Origin of the sequence: Nannocystis pusilla (assembly GCF_026626665.1) — a bacterium.
GTDB lineage: Bacteria > Myxococcota_A > Polyangia > Nannocystales > Nannocystaceae > Nannocystis > Nannocystis pusilla.
The window spans coordinates 5204595-5227449 of the sequence record NZ_JAPNKE010000002.1; the positions used below are offsets into that span (position 1 = coordinate 5204595).

Consider the following 22855-nt stretch of genomic DNA (forward strand, 5'->3'; position numbering starts at 1 on the left):
GATGTTTGCTCCTCCGCCGGCCGGTGTCGCCGCGCCTCACCTGATACGCTGGCGCCGACGATGATCGCCGGACCATCCCAAGAGGACTGCGGCCGCCTCCGCTTTTTCGCGTTCTATGTCGGCAACGGCACGCTCTTCTTGCCGCTCGAGCGGGGCTACGACCGGGTCGACTACCTCGACGCGCTGGCCCGGCCCGGCCCGGCGCTCGGCCAGCTGTTCAGCGTCTACGCCCACGCCCGCGCGGCCGAGCTGAGCGGCGCCCCGCTTGGTTCCGGCGGCGCGGACCTTCGCGCCGCGCGATGGTTCCGCAGCACGTTCCGGCCGGCGCAGACCATCGAGCCCCCCGTGAGCGCGGCCGAGCTCGCGCCCGGCTGCGGCGTGCCCTGGCTCGACGCGGTGGCCCGCTTCGCGGCCGCGCTCGGCGAGGGCCGGCTCGCGCCCGAGCTGCTCGCGGGCCGCGAGTACGTGTCGCTCGTGACCTGCGGCGGCACGGGGGCGGGCAGCACGTTCGAGCTCATCATGGCGATCTTCACCAACGTCCTGGCGCTCACCGGCGACGAGGCGGCCGCCGTCCGTCGCACCGCCCAGCACGTCCGCAGCCTGGTCGACGACGACTACGAGGTCGAGCCCGAGCTCACCGAAGACGAGACGGTCCTGCGGCTGTGAGCCGGGGCGACGCGGCCAGGGGCCCGCGCCTGCGGCGGACCGGCGAGCCGTCGGGCATGTCCTTCAGGCCATGTCTTCGCGGGCATGTCTCGGAGAGCATGCCCGTCCGGACATCCTCTCAGTCGACGAAGTTCGGCGGCCCGGTGCGCTCGAGGTACTGGTCGAGCGCGTCCTGCAGCCGCTCGATCTTCGGCTCGCCGTACGGCAGCGGCTTGTCGCCCTGCTGCTTGCGGGCCGACAGCGCCTCGTCGAGCAGGTTGCACACCAGCTTGAAGGTGCCGTCGAACACCGTGACCATGTTGTGGGTCGCGTCGCCGTTGGCGACGAAGCGCCAGGTCTCGGCGACCAGCACGCGGTTCTTGTTGGACGCGGGGTTGGACAGGATGCCGGCGAGGTCGCGGCCGTCGAGGCCGTCGGGCGCCGGGGTCTCGGTCCACTTGAGGATCGTCGGCATCACGTCGACGGTGCCGACGAGCTGCTTCGAGGTGGTGCCGGGGGCGAAGCCGGGGCCGCGGACGACCAGCGGCACGCGGATGTCGTCCTCGCCGACGCCGACGCCGTGGGTGCGCCGCTTGGCGCCCAGGCTCTCGCCGTGGTCGGCGGTGATGATGACGGCGATCTCGCGCTCCTTGGCGAGCTCGTCGATGCGCTCGAGCAGGCGGCCGACCTGCTTGTCGGTCCAGGCGACCTCGTGGTCGTACTTGCCGACCACGCTGTTGCCCCAGCGCGGCACGCCGCGGTGCCACGAGTGGCCGCCGTGCGGGCCGAAGTAATGGGCCCACAGGAAGAACGGGCGGTCCTTCGGCTGCGCGTCGAGGATCTTGATCGCCGCGTCGGTGACGGCGACGTCGAGCGACTTGCCCGAGACCTCCTGGTACTCGTCGAAGTCGGGGTAGGCGCCGGTCGAGGCGTCGAGGAAGCCGGTCGAGCCGTCGTCGATGACCGCCGCGGTGTACATGCCGCGCCGCTTCAAGAAGGTCTGCAGCGGCACGTACTTGTCGGGCGCCGGCAGGCCGAACTTCAGCTTGACCAGCTCGCCGTCGTCCAGCTGATCCATCTCGGTGCTGCGCAGCAGGCGGAACTTGTTGGTCTCGTAGAAGGGGTTCCACACCAGCCGCCGCGGGTACACCCCGCGGAACAGCGAGGACAGGGCGAGGCTGGTCCACGAGCCGCCGGTGTAGGCGCGGACGAAGCGGGTCCCGCTCTCGGACCACTTCTTCATCTCGGGGGTGGTGTTGCGCTTGCCGCCCCAGCTGACGTGGTCGGCGCGCAGGGTGTCGATGGTGATGAGGATGACGCTGGTCGGCGGCGGCTTGTCGGGCACCGGCGGATCGGCCGGCGGCGCCTCGACGGCCAGGTCGCCGAGGATGCAGTTGTCGTCGACGCCGTTGCCGGGCAGCTCGCGCGCGAACGGGTGGACCGCGGCGTTGAACGGGGCGCAGTCGCCACCGCCGAGGATCGGCGAGTAGCCGTCGCGGTCGACGTCGCCGAGGGTCCGCAGCGTCCGCAGCGACAGGCTCGAGAACGGCCGCGCGAGCAGGCCCGCGAGCAGGTCGCGGTCGCCGTCGACGACCACGAGCGCCCACACGAACGGCAGCGCGAGCAGGCCGGCGCCGACGCGCCGCCCCCACGCGGGCAGGCGCAGGCGCCGGGGCCAGTAGCGCATGCAGATGACGCCGGTGATGGTCAGCATCAGCACCGCCATCACCCGCAGGGCCGTGTGCGCCGCGGGGTAGTTGTCGACGCCCACCTGGCGGTCGGCGACGATGAAGCCGATCGCCGCCAGGGTGAGCAGCGGGCCGGTCCACAGCGGCCGCTTCCGCGTGCGCGACAGCCAGGCCGGCTTGTCGGCCGACGGCTGGGCGAGGAACCCGAGGACCGCCAGCCCGAGACCCGCGCCCACGCCGGCGACCGCCGCGGCCACGGCGTCGGCGTGGTCCTTGCCGCCGAAGCGGGCGAACACCCCGAGCTGGTCCATGAGCCAGGCGGTGAGGCCGGCGCCGATCGCCAGCCACGCGAGCGCCCGCCCCCACGGCGGCAGCCGCCGGAGCCCGCGCAGCACCCCGGCGAACACGCCTCCGAGCACCGCGCCGGCGCCGACGCCGACCCCGAGGGCGGCCAGCGCCGCCGACACGCCCACACCCTGCCCCCCGCCGAGGAAATCGATCAGGGAAGCCAGGCCGGCGACCCCGGCGGCAAACGGAATATGGGCCAGGAACGCCGTTCTGGGCGGATCTTCGACGGACATCGCGGCAGCGCCGCATTGTGCCCGACGTCGCGGCGTGACGGAAGCGTGACGATGTTTGCCGGCGCTCACATTTGCAGAGGTCGGTGCGGCCGCCGGCCCGGCAGAGGCCGCCCAGGCGGCCTTCCGGCCCCGATCGCGATCCGGGGCCCGGGTGCATGCCGAAGCGCACGAAGGCCGCGATCACCCCGCCGAGGACGCGCCATCGCGCGCGACGCGCGACGCGCCGCGCGCGATGGCCCGCGGCTCCACGGATGTTCCAAAAGACATGCTCCCAAGGGCATGTCCCTTCAGCCATGCTAGCCAGACCCGACCCGGTCGCGCCGCATGTCTCTCAGCCGTAGGAGCGCCCCACCGAGGTCCCGCAGCGAGCGCCAACCTCCGCCCGCTCCGCATGTCCTTTCGGCCATACGAGCTCGCCCGCAGGCCCGCGGCGGGCGCCAGCCGCAGCCGCTCCGCATGTCCTTTCAGCCATACGAGCTCGCCCCGGGAAACCCCGCGGCCGGCGCCAGCCGCCGCTCCGCATGTCCTTCAGCGACACGAACTCCCACACGCGGCGAGCACCGCCGCGGGGAGCGCCGGCCCCGTCGCTCGCAGTTCGTTCCCATCCATCGACGGGGCGCCTTGCTCAACAGGCGTGGCGAGCCCTTGGGACATGGCTTTCAAAACATGTCCCGAAAGCCATCTCAGTTCTTCTCGTCCACGTCCTCGTCGTCCATGTCCTCGCCCTCAGCGTCTTCGTCGTCCTCGTCCTCGTCGTCCTCGTCGGCGTCGCCGTACGGGTCGTAGTCGTCCTCCTCGATGCCGGCGATCGCGCGCATCTCGGCGATCTCCTCGTCGCTGACGGCCAGCACCTCGGCGAGGCTGGCCCACGGGAAGCCGCCGGACTGGGCGATCCCGAGGTATTGCGTGATGATCTCCGGGTCACGGGCGTGGCCGCGGCCCTGGTAGCACTTGATGCCGACCAGCGCGCCCGCCTTGACGTGCCCGAGGTCGGCGGCCTTGCGGTACCACTGGAACGCGACCGCGTCGTCCTGGGGCACGCGGTCGCCGGTCTCCGCGTAATAGCCCTCGTTGAACATCGCCCGCGGCTGCCCGAGCGCGGCGGCCTTGGCGTTGTAGGCGCGGCCGGCGTCCGGGTCGCTGCGCCCGACCAGCACCGCGGCCTCGAACAGGCCGTCGGCGTTGCCCTTCTCGGCGGCGCGCACCGCCGCGGCGCGGGCCTCGTCCTCGTCGCCGTCGCTGCCGTCCGGCCCGCCCAGCCCGCGCGTCCACATGTAGCTGATCAGCACGTCGAGCGCGCCGCTCTCGTCCGCCGCGGCCTGGCGCGTCAACGCCGGCCACGCCGCGCCCGCGAGCTCCGAGTCCTCGTGCTGCAGGACCCGCCGCGCCAGCCCGATCGCCGCGTCCGTGTGGCCGCCCGTGGCGGCCCGCTTGAGCGCCTCCAGCGACAGCGCGCGCAGCTCGTCGACCAGCGCCTCGTCGACCGGCGGCAGCCCGGCGATCTCGTCGGACTGACGAAAATCGAGGGCGACCTCGGCGATCCGGTGTTGTTCGTAAAGCTCCTCGGCGGCGCCCGTGCGGGCCAGCGCGGCCTTCAGCGCCTCGATCTTCTCGCGCGTGTCCTTCTCGCGTTCGTCCATCGCGCGACGCTACCGCGACCTGCTCGGGATTTCGCGGCGACGGCGTGTGAGGAAGTCCGCCTCTGCTTCGCCACGATCTCGCCGCCCACATCTCGCATCGGCGTCCGCCCGAGCCACGCGGCCGCCGGCTCGATCGAGGAGCTGCCCCTTCGGACAGGCGGGGCCAGCCCGGGACATGTCCTTCGAGACATGCCGCTGCGGCCCGATCGCCGTTCGCCGCGAGACCGGGCGGCGCCCCGTCCCGGCCCGACGCACCGGCCCGGCCGGCCGCGGTGAAATGGCCACACCGCGGCCCGCGGCGCCGACTGTCGGCCGCGCGTGATTTCGCGCATCGCGGATCGCGACGACCTGGCGAGGCCGCCCGAAAGCCCTTCGCGGCGCGCGGCGTCGCGGCTACTCTGCCCTCGCCGGCGGCCCTGAGCGGCGCCGGCGGATTGGCTAGAGGAGCAACGATGCAGCTCATGGGATCGACAGCGACGGGGGCCCACGGCCCGCCGCGGCCCGGCTGGTGGGCGAGCTTCGCCGCCGCCGCGCTGCTCGTCGGCTGTGCCGACGACACCACCACGGTGACCGACACGGCGCAGGGCACCACCACGCAGACCACCGACGAATCGACCGTCACCACGGACGAGCCGCCCACCACCGTCGCGCCGACCACCACCGTCGCGCCGACGAGCACCAGCACCGACTCGACCACCACCGGCGAGCCGACCACCACGATCGCGCCGACCACCACCGATTCGACGACGACGACCACGACGACCACGACCGGCACCACCGACACCGGCTCGACGGACACCGACACCACCACCGGCGACGCGGTCGCCGGCACGTCGATCACCCAGACCGTCAACAGCGGGACCGTGGCCACGAGCCCCAACTTCCGCATGGTCTTCACCCTGGGCCAGCCGACCCAAAATCAGGGCCTCTACACCTCGGACAACTTCAGCCTGCGCGGCGGCCTGATCGGCGCCAACGGGAGCCCTCCATGACGATGCAACGATTCGGACTCGCCGCGGCCCTCGCCGTCGCCACCCTGACCCCGACAGAGGCGCGCGCCCTCGCGGTGCCCGAGCTCGTGACCCACCAGGGCCGCCTGTTCGACACCACCGGCTCGCCCGTGAGCGGCACCCAGGACCTCACCTTCACCATCTACGACGCCGAGCTCGCCGGCAACGAGCTGTGGTCCGAGACCATCACCGTCGACTTCGACGAGGGCTACTTCTCCGTCCGCCTCGGCGAGCAATGGTCCTCGACGAGAACGTCTTCGACGGCTCCACCCGCTGGCTCGGCATCACCGTCGGCGCCGACCCGGAGATGACCCCCCGCGCCGCCATCGTCAGCGTCCCCTACGCCATGTTCGCCGGCGACGTCCGCGGCGAGATCAACCCCACCCATGTCAATATCCAGGGCTTCGGTCCGGTCATCGATCAGAACGGTCAATGGGTCGGCGATCCCTCGGGATTGATCGGACCCGCCGGCCCGCCCGGACCCGCCGGGGCCGCCGGTCCCGCCGGCCCCGAGGGCCCCGCCGGCCCCGCCGGCCCCGAAGGCCCCGCCGGTCCTGCCGGCCCCGCCGGCCCCGAAGGCGCCCCCGGCCCCGCGGGTCCTGCCGGTCCCGCCGGTGCCACCGGGCCTGCCGGTCCGATGGGCCCCGCCGGTCCCGCCGGTCCCGCAGGCGCCACCGGCCCCGCCGGTCCGGCCGGCCCCGCCGGCGTGCAGGGCCCCAGCGGCCCGCAAGGCCCGCAAGGCCCGCAAGGCCCCGCCGGCCCGCAAGGCCCGCAGGGGCCCACCGGCATCGTCGCGACCGCGAGCTTCGCCGGCGCCATCGACGACGTCCCGCTCGACCCCGCCTGGGTGTTCATCGGCCCGACCGTCGTCATCGTCGCCGAGGCCGGCCAGCGGCTGACCGGCACCGCCACCGCGGGCCTCGCCCACGGCACGACCCTCACCTGGCGCCGGGTCGACCTCGACCTCTGCTACCGCGAGGGCGCGCAGCCGCTGAAGAACTTCAGCGGGGTCAACTTCGTGTCGCCGCGGATCGAGCAATTCGCCAATTCGTTCACCGCGGCCGGCACGGTGCTGCCCGGCGCCGGCACCTGGACCGTCGGCATGTGCATCCGCAACAATTACGGCGGCGAGGTGCTCGACGAGAACAACCGCGTCAACGGCTGGGTTCTGCTGACGAATTGATCGGTGCGACGAGGCGCCCCGCGCCTCGACATGTCTCATAGGACAGCCAGTGAGGCGCGGTCGCGCATTGCATCGACCGCGCCGTTCGCTCGCGACTGGCAACATTGCCCTCGCCGCAATCCCGCCGCGCCCGCGGCGAATCCGCGCCGAGACGGCAGCCACCGTCCGGGGCGAGGGCGCGGCGGCGATCGTCCCGGCCAGCCCCCAGCGGCGGCGCGCTCCCGGGCGCTGTCGAGCGCGTAATGTTCACACTCGAGCATCGGCCCCGGGACTCCGTGGTGGCCGCGGAGCGCCGGTCCGAACGGCGATTCGACGCGAGCGGCCCGCCCCACCCGCGATTCGCGCGAGACCGCCCGCGCGCGCGTCGGCGAAGTTTCCGCGCCGGCGCCGGGCGCGAATGTCTCCGCGCGACCACACTCGGAGACCTTCAGCGTGCTCGGTCTTCGTGGATAGTCTCGCGGCCACCGGCGGACCTGTGTGGGCCCGCCGGCAGATTGCATAGGGAGCGAGGATGCACTTGATGGCATGGATTGGAAGTACGGCCCATGGGCCGCCGCGCCCGTGGGCGGCGCTCGGCGTCGTCGCGCTGCTGGCGAGCGCGTGCGCCGACGACACGACCACGGTCACCGACACCGCGCAGGGCACGACCACGCAGACGACGGACGACTCCGACACGGAATCGCCGCCGACCACCACGGTCCCCGGGACCACCACGGAGACGCCGCCGACCACCTCGGAGACCGGCACCGACTCGACCACCGCGGTCGACCCGACGAACCCGACCACCACCGAAACCACCGACACCACCGACACCACCACGACGACGACCTCGACGACCACGACCTCGACCACGGACACCACGGATACCGACACCGACGGCACCACCGGCAACGAGGTCGTCGGCAAGTCGATCACCCAGACCGTCAACAGCGGGACCGTGGCCCAGAGCCCCAACTTCCGCATGGTCTTCACAATGGGTCAGCCGACCCAGAACCAGGGCGTCTACACCTCGGACAACTTTCGCCTGCAAGGCGGCCTGATCGGCGCCAACGGGAACCCTCCATGACGACGCAACGCTTCGCTCCTGTCTTGACGATGAAAAAATGGTGGCTCGGGGCGGTCCTCGCGGCCGCGTGGGCGGCGCCGATCGAGGCCAGCGCGCTCGCGGTCCCCGAGCTCGTGACCCATCAGGGTCGCCTGTTCGACGGCACCGGCTCGCCCGTCGACGGCACCCAGGACCTCACCTTCACCATCTACGACGCCGAGGTCGCCGGCAACGAGATCTGGTCCGAGACCATCACCGTCGACTTCGACGAGGGCTTCTTCTCCGTCCGCCTCGGCGAGCAATTGGTCCTCGACGAGAACGTCTTCGACGGCTCCACCCGCTGGCTCGGCATCACCGTCGGCGCCGACCCGGAGATGACCCCTCGCGCCGCCATCGTCAGCGTCCCCTACGCCATGTTCGCCGGCGACGTCCGCGGCGAGATCAACCCGACCAATGTCAATATCGAGGGCTTCGGTCCGGTCATCGATCAGAATGGTCAATGGGTCGGCGATCCTTCGGGATTGATCGGACCCGCCGGCCCGCCCGGACCTGCCGGGGCCGCCGGTCCCGCCGGCCCCGAGGGCCCCGCCGGCCCCGAAGGCCCCGCCGGTCCTGCCGGCCCTGCCGGTCCCGTCGGCCCCGAGGGCGCTGCCGGCCCGGCCGGTCCCGAGGGTCCCGCCGGCCCCGCCGGCCCGGCCGGTCCCGCCGGTCCCGAAGGTCCGCAGGGGCCCGCCGGCGACGTCGGCCAGCCCGGCCCCGCCGGTCCCGCCGGTCCCGCCGGTCCCGCCGGTCCCGCCGGCCCCGAAGGCCCGCAGGGTCCCCAGGGCCAGCAGGGTCCCCAGGGCGCGCAGGGTCCCCAGGGGCCCCAGGGCGAGACCGGCCCCCAGGGCGTCCAGGGCGCGCAAGGCGAGCCCGGCCCCGCCGGCCCGCAGGGTCCCCAGGGCGAGACCGGCCCCCAGGGGCCCCAGGGCGCGCAAGGCGAGCCCGGCCCCGCCGGCCCGCAGGGTCCCCAGGGCGAGACCGGCCCCCAGGGGCCCCAGGGCGCGCAAGGCGAGCCCGGCCCCGCCGGCGCCCAGGGCCCCCAGGGCGAGCCCGGCCCGCAGGGCGTCCAGGGCGCGCAAGGCGAGCCCGGCCCCGCCGGCCCCGCGGGCGCCGAAGGCCCGCCCGGACCCGCCGGCCCCGCCGGTCCCACCGGTCCCGCCGGCCCGATCGGCCCCACCGGCCCCGCCGGCCCCACCGGCCCCATCGGCCCCATGGGCCCCGCCGGCCCCGCCGGAGCCACCGGTCCCGCCGGTCCCGCCGGTCCCGCCGGCCCCGCCGGCCCCGCCGGCCCCACCGGCCCCGCCGGCCCCACCGGCCCCGCCGGCCCCACCGGCCCCCAGGGCCCGCAGGGTGCCACGGGCATCGTCGCCACGGCGAAGATCAGCGGCCTCGCGCCGCTGCAGATCTTCGGCGCCAACAACCCGAATCAGCCGTGGCAGTTCGTCGGACCGACCGTCTCGCTCACGACCGTGGGCAACCAGCGGCTCACCGGAGTGGTCGCCGCGGGCCTCGGCCACGGCACCGCCGACTTCTACATGGCGGTCGACATCGACCTCTGTTATCGCAGCGGCGCCAATGCGCTGACCAACTTCGCCGGCGGCGTCAACTACCAGAGCACGTACACCGAGTGGCTGCCGTTCACGCACACGGCCTCGGGGACGGTCGTCCCGGGGGCCGGCGTCTGGGAGGTCGGCTTCTGTGTGCGCCACCAGTGGAGCAACGTGACGCTCGACGTCAACGACGCCGTCAACGGCTGGGTCCAGATCACCAACTGAACCGCCAGCCCGGCGCGCCCTGCTGCTGCTGGCAGCAGGGCGCGCGTTCAGGCACCCTTACCGCCTCTCCGTGTCGACCCCGACGGCAATCCTCCTGGCTGGCGCCATGCTCGCGCTGGCCCTCTTCTTCGGTCTCCGCGGCCTGAACCCGGCCTCCGCCGTTCCGCCCGCGGCTCCGCCCGAGCCCCCCGCGCTCGCATCGGCCCCGCCGTCGCCCCCGCCGGTCGACCTCGCCGTCGCGCGCCAGCACGCCGCCAACGCCCTCGCCTATCACCGCGGCGCGCTGCGTCAGAGCTGCTATCTGCCCGCGGTCGCCGGCGAGGCGTCGCCGCCGACCATCTCGTTCACCTTCAACTTCACCTTCGACCCCGAGGGCGCGCAGATCGCCCGCGGCGTGGTCGAGACCCGCGGCGAGGCCCGGCAGGCGATCACCCAGTGCGTGCTCGCCCAGCTGCCGGCGCTGCGGATCCCCGCCCTGGTCAGGTCGTCACGGCCGACCTCCCCCTGTCCTTTCCATAATGTCCTGAAAGACATGTCCGAAGGAGCATCATCATGGCCTCGCGCAGCTTCTACCTCGTGAGCGCGGCGCTGCTCGCCGGCATCGGTCTGCTCGCGTGGCAGCTCGTCGGCGACGCGCCCGCACCAGGGCCCTCGGCCGAGGCCTCGGCCGCGAGCGCGGCCGCCGACGACGACGGCCGCCGACTCGGCGTCGGCGCCGCCGACTACGACCCGGCCCGCGCCACCGAGCGCCACGCCATGCCGGTCGGCACCGTCGAACCGGGGACGCCCGCCTCGTCCGCGGTCGCCACCCGGGAGCGGCCCGCGGCCGAGCCGGTCGCCCCGTCCCCGCCCCTGACGGGCAGCCCCGGCCTGAACGCCGCCAGCGAGGCGAGCGAGGCGGCCCGGCCCGCCGTCGAGGCGGCCCTGCGCGCCGACTTCCAGGCCCGCCGCGACAGCCTGCGCAAGCGCTGCTGGCCCGCGGGCTCGGACTACGCCGCCACGTTCACGGTCGAGGCCACCTACACCGCCGAGGGCCAGATGGTGGCGCTCGGCGTCCCCGACGTGCCCGGCATGCCCGGCGTCGGCACCTGCCTGATGGGACAGATCGCCCAGACCCCGCCCGCGCTGCCCCAGCCCCCCGGCGTCGACGTCTCGGTGGCCGTGCCCATCGCCTTCGACGGCTCGCAAGCCCCGCCCCCGCGCGAGCGCCCGGACCCCGAGGCGCGCGGCTGAGGCGAGCGCCGCTGCGCTATCGCGCGACATGTCCCGAGAGACATTTGCATAACCACCGCACGCGCGCGCCAGCCCGAGCCGCCCGCCGTTCGCCAGCCATCATTCCGGGCACTGCCGCCGGCGGCCACTCGCGTGCCGGCGACCCTGCCCGCTCCGTCAGTCGCTGCCACCATTCCGTGAACCGCCGGCGGCCGCCCGGTGCCGGCGAGCTGCCCGCCCGCCCGTCGCTGCCACCATTCCGTGGAACGCCGGCGGCCGCCCGGGTGCCGCCAGTCTTTGCCACCATTCCGTGGAGCGCCGGCGGCCGCCCGCGTCCCGGCGAGCGCCTGCCCGTGCCGCCGGTCGCTGCCATCACTCCGTGAAACGCCGGGTGCCGCCAGTCTTTGCCACCATTCCGTGGAGCGCCGGCGGCCGCCCGCGTCCCGGCGAGCGCCTGCCCGTGCCGCCGGTCGCTGCCATCACTCCGTGAAACGCCGGCCGCCGCCCGGGTGCCGCAGTCTTTGCCACCATTCCGTGGAGCGCCGGCGGCCGCCCGCGTCCCGGCGAGCGCCTGCCCGTGCCGCCGGTCGCTGCCACCATTCGCGCGGGAGCGACCGCGGTCCTGTGAAAGCACGCCCCTTCGACTCGCCGACGACCTCGACCGGCATGGCCTCGCGGACAGGCAGCTGAACGCGATTCACTGCGCCCCGCCCGATCTGCCGATCTGCGAACGCGCCGACGCGCGCAGCTCTTGCGCGCCGTTTCGCCCCTTGTGGCCGCCGCGCGACACCTAACGGCGATTCCTAACACAGTTCGGGGCATGCTCACCTCGAGCAACCTCGGTCACGCGTGCTTGCCCTATCCACCCAGGCACAAGACGATGACGGCCATGAACAGCGACCCCGGGTATCTAGCGCGCGCGCGGCGAATCGTCGAAGAGATCATCGCTCCGCACGCCTGCGACGTCGATCGCGGCCAGTATCCGCGGACCGCAATGCGCAGCCTGGGGGCCGCCGGCCTGCTCGGCCTCACGAGCGCCGAGGACGTGGGTGGCGCCGGCCTCGGCTTGCGGGCCGCGGCCGAGGTCGTCGAGTTCGTCGGCGGCGCGTGTGGTTCGACCGGCATGGTCTTGTGTATGCATTATTGCGGGGCCGCGGTGATCGAGCGCCACGGCCCGCGCGCCGTCCGGGCGGCCATCGCCGCCGGCGAGCACATCACCACCCTCGCCTTCTCCGAGGCCGGCTCGCGCAGCCACTTCTGGGCCCCCGTCAGCACCGCGCGGGCGGTCGCCGGCGCCAAGATCCGCCTCGACGCCGAGAAGAGCTGGTCGACCTCCGCCGGCCAGGCCGACAGCTACGTGTGGTCGAGCCAGCCGGTCGCCGCCCAGGAGCTCAGCACCTTGTGGCTGGTGCCCGCGAGCGCCCCGGGTCTCAGCGTCCCGCGCCCGTTCGACGGCCTCGGCCTGCGCGGCAATTCGTCGGCGCCGATCCGGGCCGACAACGTCCTCGTCGACGCCTCGGCCATGCTCGGCCTCGACGGCGGCGGCCTCGACATCATGATGACCACCGTCCTGCCGCACTTCCAGGTGCTCTCGGCCGCCTGCTACGTCGGGCTCGTCGACGCCGCGGTGACCGGCGCGATCGCCCACGCCAGCCGGGCCCGCTTCGCCCACATCGATCAGACCCTCGCCGACCTGCCGACCATCCGCGCCTTCGTCGCTCGTTGCATCGTCAAGCGCGACATGGCCCGCGCCCTCCTGGCCGACACCCTCGCCGCCCTCGAGAGCAGCCGCCCCGACGCCCTGCTGCGCGTGCTCGAGGTCAAGGCAGCCGCCGCCGAGGTCGCCACCGAGGTCACCGAGCTGGCCATGCGGATCTGCGGCGGCGCGGCCTTCCGCAAGGAAGTCGGCGTCGAACGCCACTTCCGCGACGCCCACGCGGCGACCGTGATGTCGCCGACGACCGACCTGCTCTACGACTTCATCGGGAAGCACGCGTGCGGCCTGCCGCTGCTGTGAAGCGGCCCTGCGACGAACAGCCTCACCCCACGGGGTGAGGCGTGCTGTCGGAGGGCGATGCGGCCTGCCGCGCCCTGCCGGCGAACCGGCGGGCTCACCGGCGCCGGCGGAGCAACAGCACCGCGACGGCGAGCCACGCGAGCGCGCCCTCGGCGGTGCTCGTCGCGTTGCAACCGCAGCCGTCGTCCTTCGAGCCGCCGCCGCTGTCGTTGCTGGTGTCGGTGCCTGCGCCCGTGCTGGCGTCGACACCCGTCGTGTCGGAGCCGCCGCTCGAGGTGGGGTCGTCGGTGGTCGCCGCGGCCTCGACGGTGATCTTCACGTGCTCCGAGAAGGCCACGGAGAAGTTGCCGTTGTCGACCGTGGCGCGCAGCTCGTGCTCGCCGGGCGCGAGCGTCACCTCGAAGGTCGCCTTGCCGTTCGGGCACTCGGTCATCGCGTCGCAGGAGCCGAGGGAGACGATGTCGCCGTCCGGGTCGGCGTGCAGCTCGACGGTGCTGGCGGGGACGTCGGTGCACCCTCCCGTGTCGCACTGCTCGATGTCGCCGTACATCACCTCGACGGTGAACGGCGGGGTGACGACGGCGCCCGCCTTCGGCGAGGTGATCACGGGTTCGACGGCGGCGCTGGCGAGCGTGCACCAGCCGAGGCTTGCGACCAGGGCGATGCGCGGGATGAATGTAGGCGACGACATACGCGGCGATGGTAAGCCGCACGACCGACGCCAACAAGCGCGCGCGGACGAGCCTCACCTGTTCGAAGAGCCAGACGGTGGACGTCGTCACCGCACGCCCACGATTTCGTCGCCTCGGAACGCACCCTCGGCGCGCCGGCCCGCGCCCGTCGATCTACTCGCGACGACAGGGCTCGGGTATCGTCGCCCTCCCACCATGGAAGAACCGACGCTCGCCGACCTGCGCGCCGAAAACCAGCGACTCCGCACGGAAATCGCCCGCCTCGAGCGCGACGCCACCGAGGCGCAGCGAGCCGTCGAGGACCGGCTCAAGCTCGCTACGGCGCTCGAGAACATCTACCGCGCGGTGCCGGACATCTTCTTCCAGATCCGCGTCGACGGCACCATCACGAACTACCTCGCCAGCCCGACCAGCCCGCTCTACGTCCCGCCCGAGGTGTTCCTCGGCAAGCGCATGCAGGACGTGGTGCCGCCCGACGTCGGCGCACTCACCGTGGAGGCGCTCGCGGAGGCGACGGGCCCGGCCGGCAAGGCCCGGATGGAGTACTCGCTCGAGATCGGCGGCGCGGTCGAGTGGTTCGAGGCGCGGCTGATCCGGACCAGCGCGGACGAGATGATCATCGTCGTCCGCAACATCAGCGAGCAGCGCCGCGCCCGCGAGACGGTGCTGCGGCTCAACCGCGAGCTCGAAGCCCGGGTGCATGAGCGGACCGTCGCGCTCGAGCTCGCCGCGGCCGAGAGCGCCGCGCTGCAGCAACAAGTCATCGAGGCCCAGCGCGCGACGCTGCAGGCGCTGTCGACCCCGCTGGTGCCGATCGCCCGTCACGTCGTCGCCGTCCCGCTGATCGGCGACGTCGACGCCGACCGTGCCGGCCGCTTGCTCGAGGCGATCCTGGACGGCGTGCAGGCCCGACGGGCCGCGTTCGTGCTGCTCGACGTCACCGGCGTGCCGCGGGTCGACACCGTCGCGGCGCGGGCCCTCGCCGACGTCGCCCGCGCGGTCAAGCTGCTCGGCGCGGAGCTGGTGCTCACCGGCATCGGCCCCGAGGTCGCACGCACGCTCGTCGACCTCGGGGCCGACTTCGGCGGCGCGCGCACGTTGCCGAGCCTCGAGCACGGGATCGCCCACGCGATGCAGGCGGCGCCGCAGACCCGCCGCGCCTGAGCGCAGCCCGCCCGAGCCCGCGGTTCCGCTCGTCTCGCCGGAGACCGGCAACCGTGCCGGCCTCAGCTCGGCTCACCGGGCTGCGGCGGACCGATCCGGTACGGCCGCATCATCTCGTTGTCCTCGTGCTCGACGATGTGGCAGTGCCACACGAATTGCCCGGGCTGCGCGAAGTTCATCTTCACCCGCGTCACCTGGCCGGGATATGCGATGACCATGTCCTTGAAGCCGCTCTCCCATGGCTCTGCCGGCGTCGGCGACGAGCCAGGCTCGACCATCACCGTCCGGGCGTCTTCGTCGACGAGGATGGCCTGGCGGTCGACGACCTCGAACACGACCTCGTGGATGTGCATCGGGTGGGCGTCGCCGGTGGCGTTGTAGAACTCCCACACCTCCGTGGCCCCGACGGCGGGGTTCTCGGTGACCGCGTCGTCCCAGTGCTGCGAGGTCCACTCCGCCGGCGCCATCGAGGGATCGCCGGCCACCGTGCCCAGCAGCGCCTCGCTCGGGGCGCCGGGAAAGAACATCGACATCTCCTCGAGCAGCGCGAGCCTGCGCGTCGACGTCGCCGGCGGTAAGACGGGGAGAGCGGGCAAATCGAGGAACTCCGGCGGGGTCGTCGGATCGCGCCGCGAAGCCGGGACGACCCGGATTGCAGCACTTGCCCCGTGGTGCCCGCGTCGGCCGGCGGAAAGTCCACACCCGGGATCCCGCCGGCGAAGGGTTCGTCCGGCCCGATGTTGTGGAGCAGGTGCTCCCCGGCCGGCACGTCGGTGAAGTCGACGATGCAGTCCGCTCGCTCGGCCGGCCCGAGGAGGACGCGGTCGCCGTGATCGTCGGTGATATTTACGGGCGCGACGAGGAACCCGCCCTCGTTGCCGATCTGCCACACCTTGACGCCCGGGATGTTGCCGAAGTCCAGGATCAGGAAGCGGGACTGGCAGCCGTTGAGCAGGCGCAGCCGGTAGCGGCGCTGCTCGACGACCTGAAACGGCCAGGTGCTCCCATTCACCATCATGGTGTTGCCGAAGAACTCCGGGTTCCAGATCGGCGAGACATCGCTGTCGGGGATGTAGGGCCCGGTGATGCCGTCGAAGAAAGCGCGGGTGTCGGGGTAGAACAGGCTGCCGTCGCTGTTGAAAGATCGATCCTGGATGGCGATCGGGATCTCGTAATACGTGGCGTCGGGCGGGTCGTGCCGCGAAGGGGCCGGCCCCGGGAGCACGGCCTTCTTGCCGGTACGGTTGTCCCTCACGTCGTCGCCGGGGCCGCCGCGGAGGAGATAGAAGCCCGCGAGGCCGGCGTAGACGTTGAGCCGGGTCAACCCTAGCGTATGGTCGTGATACCACTTCGTCGACGCGCGTTCTTCGTTGGGGTACTGGAAGGTCGCAGAGCCCGGGCTCCACGCGGCGCCGAACTTGGCCTCCGCCTTCGCCGCGAAGAAATCGTACCACGTGCCTTCGGTGGCGTAGCCCGCGGGAATGTCGTCAGCGACGGGGAGGAACCACGCCTCGGCGTAGCCGTCGCTCTCGTCACCGACCCCGACGGACCCGTGGAGGTGCGTGACGATCGGGATCGGGCCGGTGTACTGACCCGGGGTCGACGAGAAGCCCGGCCTCGTGTCGCGGGCGGAGACACCGCCGGGCGGGTTGGCCCAGTGCAGCGTCGGATCGACCGGCAGCAGATGCGGGAGAAATTCCCGTCGGCGCTCACCAGTTCGTTGATCCATTTTACACGCACCGGCCGGCCCCATTCGGCCTCGATCGTCAGGGCCGGCGAATGAAAGAGCGCAGGCTCCCGACCCCGGACCGCCCTGGGGCCGTAGCTCCACACCGTCGTGGTCGGGAACCCGGGGGGCAAGATCTGCTGCGACGACGGCCGGACCGCGATCTCGTAATAATCGACGTTCTTACCACCCTTGGCCGCGACCCTGCCCGCGCTCGGCATCACCGGGGGTATGAGCAGGGGGACTTGGTACTTGGGTATCGTCGCGGGCTCCAGGGTCCCGCCCGGGACCGGCTGCGCGAGGGCGCTGCGCACCCCGCCCGGGCCGGCGAAATAGCACATGAAGCCGGTTCCCCCCACGTATTTGATGAAAGAGCGTCTGTGTATCATCGTAAAACCGCCGCCACCAGATGCGCGGCGCCGCGGACGCTGCCCCGCGGCTCCAAAGCGCCTCGCGGAAATTACCGCCATTCACAGTGTCAACCAGCGCTCGAGATCACCATAGCATACAGCACCCGACAGCGTGGCGAATCGCGCGAGCCGAATCCCACGCATCGCCGTCCGAGAATCGATGCGCGGGTTTGCGATCTGACCGAGAACCAGATCGCACAGGTGCCATGAGGCGGATGATGCCACGACCCCCCGGCACGAGCAGGATGCTCGCGACGAAGCGGACGACGAGGCGCGGTGCGCTCGCCGCAATGCCATCCACGAAGCGGCAAGTCAGCGGCGTGGGTCCGGGCCGAGCAGGTCCCAGCGGTTGCCCGCGATGTCGCGGAACACGGCGACGCGCCCGTACGGCTCGGTGCGCGGGGGAGCCACGAACTCGACCCCGGCCGCGACCATGCGCGCGTGCGCGGCGTCGAAGTCGTCGACGCGCAGGAACAGGCCGACGCGGCCGGCGAATTGGTCCCCGACGGCCGCAGCCTGGCGCGGCCCGTCGGCGCGCGCCAGCAAGATCGCCGTCTGCGCGCCGGGCGGCCGCACGACCACCCAACGCTTCGCGCGCCCGTCGTTGGTGTGCGCCAGCGAGTCCTCGACCAGCGTGAAGCCGAGCGCGCCGACGAAGAATTCGATCGCGGGGTCGTAGTCGTCGACGATCAGGGCCACGAGCTCGAGGAAGGACATGCCGCGCGGAGTATGCCGGATGTCCGACGGCGCCGCCCTCCGGTCCGGCGCCGCCTCGACCGGCCCGCGCCGTCGGCCTCGCCGGACGGGATTACCCCCTCCAAACGAGGCGCGAGCGCAGCTCACGGGGCGAACGCGAACATCCGCTCGTGCGAGAAGCTCTCGAGCAGGATCAGCTCGCCGCAGCGGCCCCGGAGGCTGCGCACCCACGAGGTCGAGTCGGGCGCCAGCACGCCGGGCAACGGGGCGACCTTCAGCAGCTCGCCGGCGAGCGACACGGTCCGCAGCTCGAGCGTGTGCGTGTTCGTCATGATGTCGTGGTGCCACTTGCTGCGCGACACCGGGATCGTGAAGCCGTCGCCGTCGACCAGCATGTCCTGGGCCCACGCCGTCATGTCGCCCTCGGGCGCCGCCACCGTCAGCTCCCAGCGCGTCTCGCCGGTGGCGACCTCGACGGACAGCAGCTCGGCGCGCGTCGAGAATTCGACGGTCCCGCGCAGCACGACGAGCTGGTCGCCCGGGGCGAAGTGCAGCCCGGTGATGTCCTCGTAGACCGGGACGGTGAGCACGCGGTCCCAGAGCAGCGCGCCGTCGGCGTCGAAGCGCCACAGCCGCAGCGTGTCCACCTCGTCGGCGTTGAAGTCGGCGTGGGCCGCGACCGCGACGTCGCCCTGCGGCCCGATGGCGATCTGGCGCGGGACCAAATCGCCGGGCCCCGCGAGCTCCCGCTTCCACAGCGGCGCGCCGGTGTCGGGCGCGAGCATGGCGACCTGCCGCGTGCCCATGCGCGTCGTGGCCGGCGACCGCCAGCGCATCGCCGGCCACGGCCATCACCGGTCGGAAGAGAAACTCGGGCGCCGGGAAGGCCAGCTCGATCTGCGACAGCAGTTGCATGTCGGCGCTGAAGCGCGTCAGCTTGTGGACCGTTCCGTCGTCGCCGTCGAAGTGCTCGGCGAGCACCAGCGGTTGGTCGTCCGCGCCGATGCGCAGGGAGTGGACCTCCACCGGCGAGGTGCCCAGCGCGGCCGTCTGCGGGCCGAGCACCGCGCCGTCCGGCGCGAACAGCAGGAGCGCCAGGCCGCTCTGCTCCGAGTCGGGCTGGTAGTTCATGGCCACGACGATCCGACCGTCCGCCATGTGCCCCATCGGCGCCGTGCCGCTGTAGAACCCGAACGACATCGGCGGCGGCTCGAACTCGGCGCTCCACAGCGGCGCGAGGCGCTCCTGTCCCTCGGGACAGTCGGCTGGCAACCCGGTGGTCGTCCCCCCGGTGGTCGGCTCCCCGGGGGTCGGCTCCCCGGTGGTCGGTCCAGGCCCCTCGCTGGTCCCGCCCTCGCTGGTGCCCGCGGTGCTGGATTCGCCGCCGGACTCGCTCGCGCTGGCGCTCTCGCCGCTCTTGGGGCCGCACGCGCCCGTCAGCGCGAGCGCCCCCGCGAACATCCACAAAGCTCTGCTCTTCATGAGGGCAGCGTGCACGGCGTCGGCGTGACTCGACCAGTGACGGCGATCGGACCTGCGACCGCGACACCGTCCCGGCGCCCTCGCGGACCGTGTGTCGAGCTCGGACCGCACGACCGCGTGCGCGGCTCCGTCGGGCTCTCTCGCAAGCGATCGCGTGCGAGCTGCCGCGCCTGCTTCCCGTCGATCGTCGGGTGCGCGTCGATCGTCGCTGGCGCGGCCGGGGTTCGTCGACGCCACCCAGCTCGGCGCCGACAGGCTCTCCAGGGGGCGCGGCTCCGCGCGAGAATCTCGCGTGCATTTTGTCTGCGACATCCGGCTGCGACCCCGGTCCTCCGGGCGACGAGGCGCGCTGCCGCCTCGCGAGGCAGCTGAACATGACTCGACGACTGCATGAGAGGATCACGACATCCACTTCGACCGCGCGCACGGGCGGCGGACGCCCGCTCGCGTTCGTCGCGGCGTTCCTGCTCGGGGCGGCCTGCGGCGGGTTCGCCGGCGACGGCGACACCACCGCCGGCACCGGGCCCGACGACCCCGACGATCCCTGCACCGCGTTCACCGACTGCGTGGAGTGCGGCGACGCCAACCTCGGGTGCGCCTGGTGTGCGGGGACGTGCAGGAGCCGTCCCGACGGCGTCTCGATCAACGACGACGCCTGGTGCGAGTGGGGCTTCGCCGAGGGCGGCACCGCCTGCAAGGACATCGACGGCGTCCGGCTCGTCGAGAGCACGCTGCCGATCGACTGTCGCTCGTCGATGCACGAGGAAGACCCGCGCTGTGTGATCCCCGACGACGACAACGCCGCCGAGCTCGGTGAGGGCCCGGCCTTCCCGGGCGGCTTCGGCGGGCTCTACGGCGGTCACCTCGACGTCGCCGGCAACCGGGTCATCCTCGGCGCGATGACCAATCGCCCGGGCGAAGAGCTCGGATCGATCTGGACGGCCGACCTCACCACCGGCGACCGGGCGCTCGCCTCGGGCGCCACCGAGGACGCGATCGTCGGCTACCTCGAGCGCGGCGCCGGCCCGGCCTTCGGCACGCGGGTGTTCGACATCGACCTCGCGCCCGACGGCGCCTGGATCGCCTACGCCGACGCGGGTCTGTTCCGGGTCGATCCGGACACCGGCGATCGGACGCTGCTCTGGTCGGCCGCGAGCACGCCGTGCGTGCATGTCGGCATCATCTTCGCCCCCAACGGCATCGACGGCAGCGCGGTCGCGGTCGGCCCCGACGGGACGATGTACATCCCGTCCAACGAGGACGAGAACGTCGATCCACCCCCGGACGACGGCGTGTTCGCCATCAAGCCCGACGGCTCGTGCCGCATCCTGACGATGAGCTCGTCGGAGGCCGAGCGCGTGGTCGGCGAGGGCCCGTCGGTCGGCGGCGATTACCGCGGACTGGTGCTGCAGGGCGACAAGTTGCTCGCGCTCGGCATGCCGGGGGATCTCCACGAGATCGACCTCGCTACCGGCGCTCGCCGCCTCGTCACGAGCGAGACGAGGAACGTCGGCGACGGGCCGCCCGCCGATTATCAGTACCTCGCAGTCTCGAGCACCGGCACGCTCCTCGCCTCGGGCGACAGCGTCGACTCGTTCGCGGACGCGACCCGCGCGCTGACCGAGATCGACCCCGCCTCCGGCGATCGCAAGCTCCGCTGGGCTTACCGCGGACCCGCGACGTCCTCGCCGCAGCTGACGTGGCTCGCGCCGCACCCGGACCTGCCGGGGATCTACGTCGCCGTCGAGGAGGGCGAGTCCCTCGTGCTCTACGAGCCCGCGACCGGCAACACCAACCTCCTGTCGCACTGACGGCGCGCGAGCCGACGATCGTGGCGCGCCGACCGTCGGCGGTGTGGCAATCTGCCGACCATCGGCCGGCGGATCCGGCCGCCGAACGGAGGATGACATGATCACGCTCTATGGCTTCGGACGCATCTTTCCCGAGGGGCGCGGCGAGACGAAAGACCTCCGGGCGCAGTGGGCGCTCGAGGAGACCGGGCTGCCGTATCGAGTCCACGCGCTCGACCACACCGGCGGCGAGCTCGACGGCGACGCCTTCAGCCGGATCAGCCCCTTCCACCAGGCGCCGGTGATCGACGACGACGGCTTCATCGTCGCCGAGTCGGCGGCGGTGGTGCTCTACCTGGCCGAGAAAGCCGGCAAGCTGATCCCGGGCGACGTCCAGGGTCGCACCCGCGTGGTCCAGTGGTGCTTCGCCGCGGTCAGCACCGTCGAGCCGACTCTGGTGTGCCTCGACTTCATCGAAGTCTTCGACCGCGACAAGGTCGCCCACGCCGTCGAGGCGGGGGCGCGCAAGATCGCCGGCCGCTGGCTCGGTGACCTCGAGCGCCGCCTCGAGGGCCGCGAGTGGATCGCCTGCGACGCATTCACGGCGGCCGACATCCTGATGGCCTGCGTCCTGCGCGGCGTCCGTAAGACCGACCTGATGGAGCCGTACCCGCGGATCAAGGCCTACTACGCGCGGGCCTTCGCCCGTCCGGCGTGGCAGCGCACCCTCGCCCTCTACGCCGAGCGCGTCGGCGTGAGCGTCGACGACATCCGCTAGCGCCCGGCGCGGCCCGCGTCGCGCTCGACATTCCCGAAGCAAGCACTTCAGTACGTGCTCCAGAATTCATGATTGTCGACGCGCAACAACCCGCGCTCACGACAGGGCCCGGCGCGCATAGTACGGTGGTCCGACTCGCCCGGGCCGACACGCATGGCAGGCACCACGCTCTTCACCCTCCTCGACGACCTGGCCGCGCTGCTCGACGACGTCGCCGTCCTGACGAAGGTGGCGACCAAGAAGACCGCCGGGGTGCTCGGCGACGACCTGGCCCTCAACGCCGAGCAGGTGGCCGGCGTCATCCCCGAGCGGGAGCTGCCGGTCGTGTGGGCGGTGGCCAAGGGCTCCCTCGTCAACAAGGTGATCCTGGTGCCGCTCGCCCTGCTGATCAGCGCGGTCGCGGGCTGGGCCATCACGCCGCTGCTGATGCTGGGCGGCGCCTTCCTGTGCTACGAGGGCTGCGAGAAGCTCGCCCACCGCTACCTCGCGCCGGCCGAGGACGCGCGCCGCGAGGCTGCGCTGGTGCGGGCGATCGCCGACCCCGCCGTCGACATGGTCGCGTTCGAGCGGGACAAGATCCGCGGGGCCGTGCGCACCGACTTCATCCTGTCGGCCGAGGTCATCGTGATCTCGCTCGGCGCGGTCGCCTCGGCGCCGTTCGCCACCCGCGTGCTGACGCTGGTGGCGGTCGCCCTGCTCATGACCATCGGCGTCTACGGCCTGGTCGCGGGCATCGTCAAGCTCGACGACGCCGGCCTGCATCTCAGCAAGCGGACCGGCCTGACGCGCCGCTTCGGCGAGCTGATCTTGCGCGGCGCGCCCTACCTGATGAAGGGCCTGTCGATCGCCGGCACCGTGGCCATGTTCCTCGTCGGCGGCGGCATCCTGGTGCACGGGATCCCCGGCGCCGAGGCGCTCGGCGAGCGGCTCGCCGCCACCGTCCCGGGCGCGGGGTTCATCATCCCCAGCCTGTGGAGCGGCCTCGTCGGTCTGCTCGCCGGTGCGCTCCTGCTCGCGGTCGTCAAGTGCGTCCAGCGGCTCGTCCGCGGCCCGCGCGAGGCCACCGGCGCCCGCCCGTGAGCCGCCGGGCCCGAGCGAATACCTGTCCTTCAGGACACATGTAGCGCAGCCCGACGACGCGGCGTCGACGAAGCAGCGCGCGGCCAAGAGACCGGCGAAGCCCGCGGCGAAGAAGCAGCGCCGGCCCACTGACAGTGACTCGCTGCGAGCGAAGTCGGCCACGCAGACGCGGAGGCATCCGGTTCCGATCGCGGCGGGC

The 22855-nt window shown here is 72.7% G+C and carries 21 protein-coding genes; 14 read left to right on the forward strand and 7 right to left on the reverse strand.

Annotation, left to right across the window (positions count from 1 at the left end):
* Positions 1–60: 60 nt before the first annotated feature.
* On the forward strand, positions 61–666 hold the full coding sequence (locus OV079_RS23020; RefSeq protein WP_267771007.1) for a DUF7677 family protein: 606 nt from the start codon (positions 61–63) through the stop codon (positions 664–666).
* Between the two features lie 118 nt (positions 667–784).
* On the opposite strand, the gene OV079_RS23025 is transcribed toward OV079_RS23020, so the two are convergent.
* Positions 785–2914: a sulfatase gene (locus OV079_RS23025; RefSeq protein ID WP_267771008.1), complete on the reverse strand. Its 2130-nt coding sequence runs from the start codon at positions 2912–2914 to the stop codon at positions 785–787.
* A gap of 683 nt (positions 2915–3597) precedes the next feature.
* A complete protein-coding gene (locus tag OV079_RS23030) occupies positions 3598–4554 on the reverse strand; it encodes a tetratricopeptide repeat protein (RefSeq protein ID WP_267771009.1) in 957 nt (318 codons plus the stop codon).
* A gap of 452 nt (positions 4555–5006) precedes the next feature.
* On the opposite strand from OV079_RS23030, the gene OV079_RS23035 reads away from it, so the two are divergent.
* The 8 genes from OV079_RS23035 (at position 5007) to OV079_RS23070 (ending at position 12838) form a co-directional block, all read left to right on the forward strand.
* Positions 5007–5546, forward strand: a complete 540-nt coding sequence (locus tag OV079_RS23035; RefSeq protein ID WP_267771010.1) for a hypothetical protein — start codon at positions 5007–5009, stop codon at positions 5544–5546.
* Between the two features lie 2 nt (positions 5547–5548).
* Positions 5549–5875 (forward strand): hypothetical protein, encoded by a 327-nt coding sequence (locus OV079_RS23040; protein WP_267771011.1) that lies wholly within the window; start codon positions 5549–5551, stop codon positions 5873–5875.
* Positions 5800–6747 (forward strand): collagen-like protein, encoded by a 948-nt coding sequence (locus OV079_RS23045; protein ID WP_267771012.1) that lies wholly within the window; start codon positions 5800–5802, stop codon positions 6745–6747. The genes OV079_RS23040 and OV079_RS23045 overlap by 76 nt, the downstream gene beginning before the upstream one ends.
* Positions 6748–7258: 511 nt before the next feature.
* Positions 7259–7813 (forward strand): hypothetical protein, encoded by a 555-nt coding sequence (locus OV079_RS23050; RefSeq protein WP_267771013.1) that lies wholly within the window; start codon positions 7259–7261, stop codon positions 7811–7813.
* Positions 7810–9609, forward strand: a complete 1800-nt coding sequence (locus tag OV079_RS23055; RefSeq protein ID WP_267771014.1) for a collagen-like domain-containing protein — start codon at positions 7810–7812, stop codon at positions 9607–9609. Before OV079_RS23050 ends, OV079_RS23055 begins: the two co-directional genes overlap by 4 nt.
* Positions 9610–9715: 106 nt before the next feature.
* On the forward strand, positions 9716–10189 hold the full coding sequence (locus OV079_RS23060) for a hypothetical protein (RefSeq protein WP_267771015.1): 474 nt from the start codon (positions 9716–9718) through the stop codon (positions 10187–10189).
* Positions 10162–10842 carry a hypothetical protein gene (locus OV079_RS23065; RefSeq protein ID WP_267771016.1) on the forward strand — a complete coding sequence of 227 codons (681 nt, stop codon included), beginning with the start codon at positions 10162–10164 and terminating at the stop codon, positions 10840–10842. Before OV079_RS23060 ends, OV079_RS23065 begins: the two co-directional genes overlap by 28 nt.
* Before the next feature lie 799 nt (positions 10843–11641).
* On the forward strand, positions 11642–12838 hold the full coding sequence (locus OV079_RS23070; protein ID WP_267771017.1) for an acyl-CoA dehydrogenase family protein: 1197 nt from the start codon (positions 11642–11644) through the stop codon (positions 12836–12838).
* Between the two features lie 94 nt (positions 12839–12932).
* On the opposite strand, the gene OV079_RS23075 is transcribed toward OV079_RS23070, so the two are convergent.
* Positions 12933–13529 (reverse strand): MYXO-CTERM sorting domain-containing protein, encoded by a 597-nt coding sequence (locus OV079_RS23075; protein WP_267771018.1) that lies wholly within the window; start codon positions 13527–13529, stop codon positions 12933–12935.
* Between the two features lie 196 nt (positions 13530–13725).
* Between OV079_RS23075 and OV079_RS23080 the strand changes: the two genes are divergently transcribed.
* Positions 13726–14694, forward strand: a complete 969-nt coding sequence (locus tag OV079_RS23080) for an STAS domain-containing protein (protein ID WP_267771019.1) — start codon at positions 13726–13728, stop codon at positions 14692–14694.
* Between the two features lie 62 nt (positions 14695–14756).
* Here OV079_RS23080 and OV079_RS23085 read toward each other — a convergent pair whose 3' ends face one another.
* From OV079_RS23085 to OV079_RS23100, 4 genes are all read right to left on the reverse strand, one after another.
* A complete protein-coding gene (locus OV079_RS23085; RefSeq protein WP_267771020.1) occupies positions 14757–15086 on the reverse strand; it encodes a multicopper oxidase domain-containing protein in 330 nt (109 codons plus the stop codon).
* Positions 14972–16423 (reverse strand): cupredoxin domain-containing protein, encoded by a 1452-nt coding sequence (locus tag OV079_RS56160; protein WP_267771021.1) that lies wholly within the window; start codon positions 16421–16423, stop codon positions 14972–14974. Before OV079_RS56160 ends, OV079_RS23085 begins: the two co-directional genes overlap by 115 nt.
* 719 nt (positions 16424–17142) lie before the next feature.
* Positions 17143–17547 (reverse strand): VOC family protein, encoded by a 405-nt coding sequence (locus OV079_RS23095; RefSeq protein WP_267771022.1) that lies wholly within the window; start codon positions 17545–17547, stop codon positions 17143–17145.
* Between the two features lie 122 nt (positions 17548–17669).
* Positions 17670–18362, reverse strand: a complete 693-nt coding sequence (locus tag OV079_RS23100) for an outer membrane protein assembly factor BamB family protein (RefSeq protein ID WP_267771023.1) — start codon at positions 18360–18362, stop codon at positions 17670–17672.
* A 440-nt stretch (positions 18363–18802) separates the two neighbouring features.
* Between OV079_RS23100 and OV079_RS23105 the strand changes: the two genes are divergently transcribed.
* The 4 genes from OV079_RS23105 to OV079_RS23120 all read left to right on the forward strand — a co-directional run bounded on the left by OV079_RS23105 (position 18803) and on the right by OV079_RS23120 (position 22656).
* A complete protein-coding gene (locus tag OV079_RS23105) occupies positions 18803–19036 on the forward strand; it encodes a hypothetical protein (RefSeq protein WP_267771024.1) in 234 nt (77 codons plus the stop codon).
* Between the two features lie 346 nt (positions 19037–19382).
* Positions 19383–20819 (forward strand): hypothetical protein, encoded by a 1437-nt coding sequence (locus OV079_RS23110; RefSeq protein WP_267771025.1) that lies wholly within the window; start codon positions 19383–19385, stop codon positions 20817–20819.
* Between the two features lie 97 nt (positions 20820–20916).
* Positions 20917–21576 carry a glutathione S-transferase family protein gene (locus OV079_RS23115; RefSeq protein WP_267771026.1) on the forward strand — a complete coding sequence of 220 codons (660 nt, stop codon included), beginning with the start codon at positions 20917–20919 and terminating at the stop codon, positions 21574–21576.
* A 153-nt stretch (positions 21577–21729) separates the two neighbouring features.
* Entirely contained in the window at positions 21730–22656 is a 927-nt protein-coding gene (locus tag OV079_RS23120) for a DUF808 domain-containing protein (RefSeq protein ID WP_267771027.1), read from the forward strand.
* Positions 22657–22855: the final 199 nt, after the last annotated feature.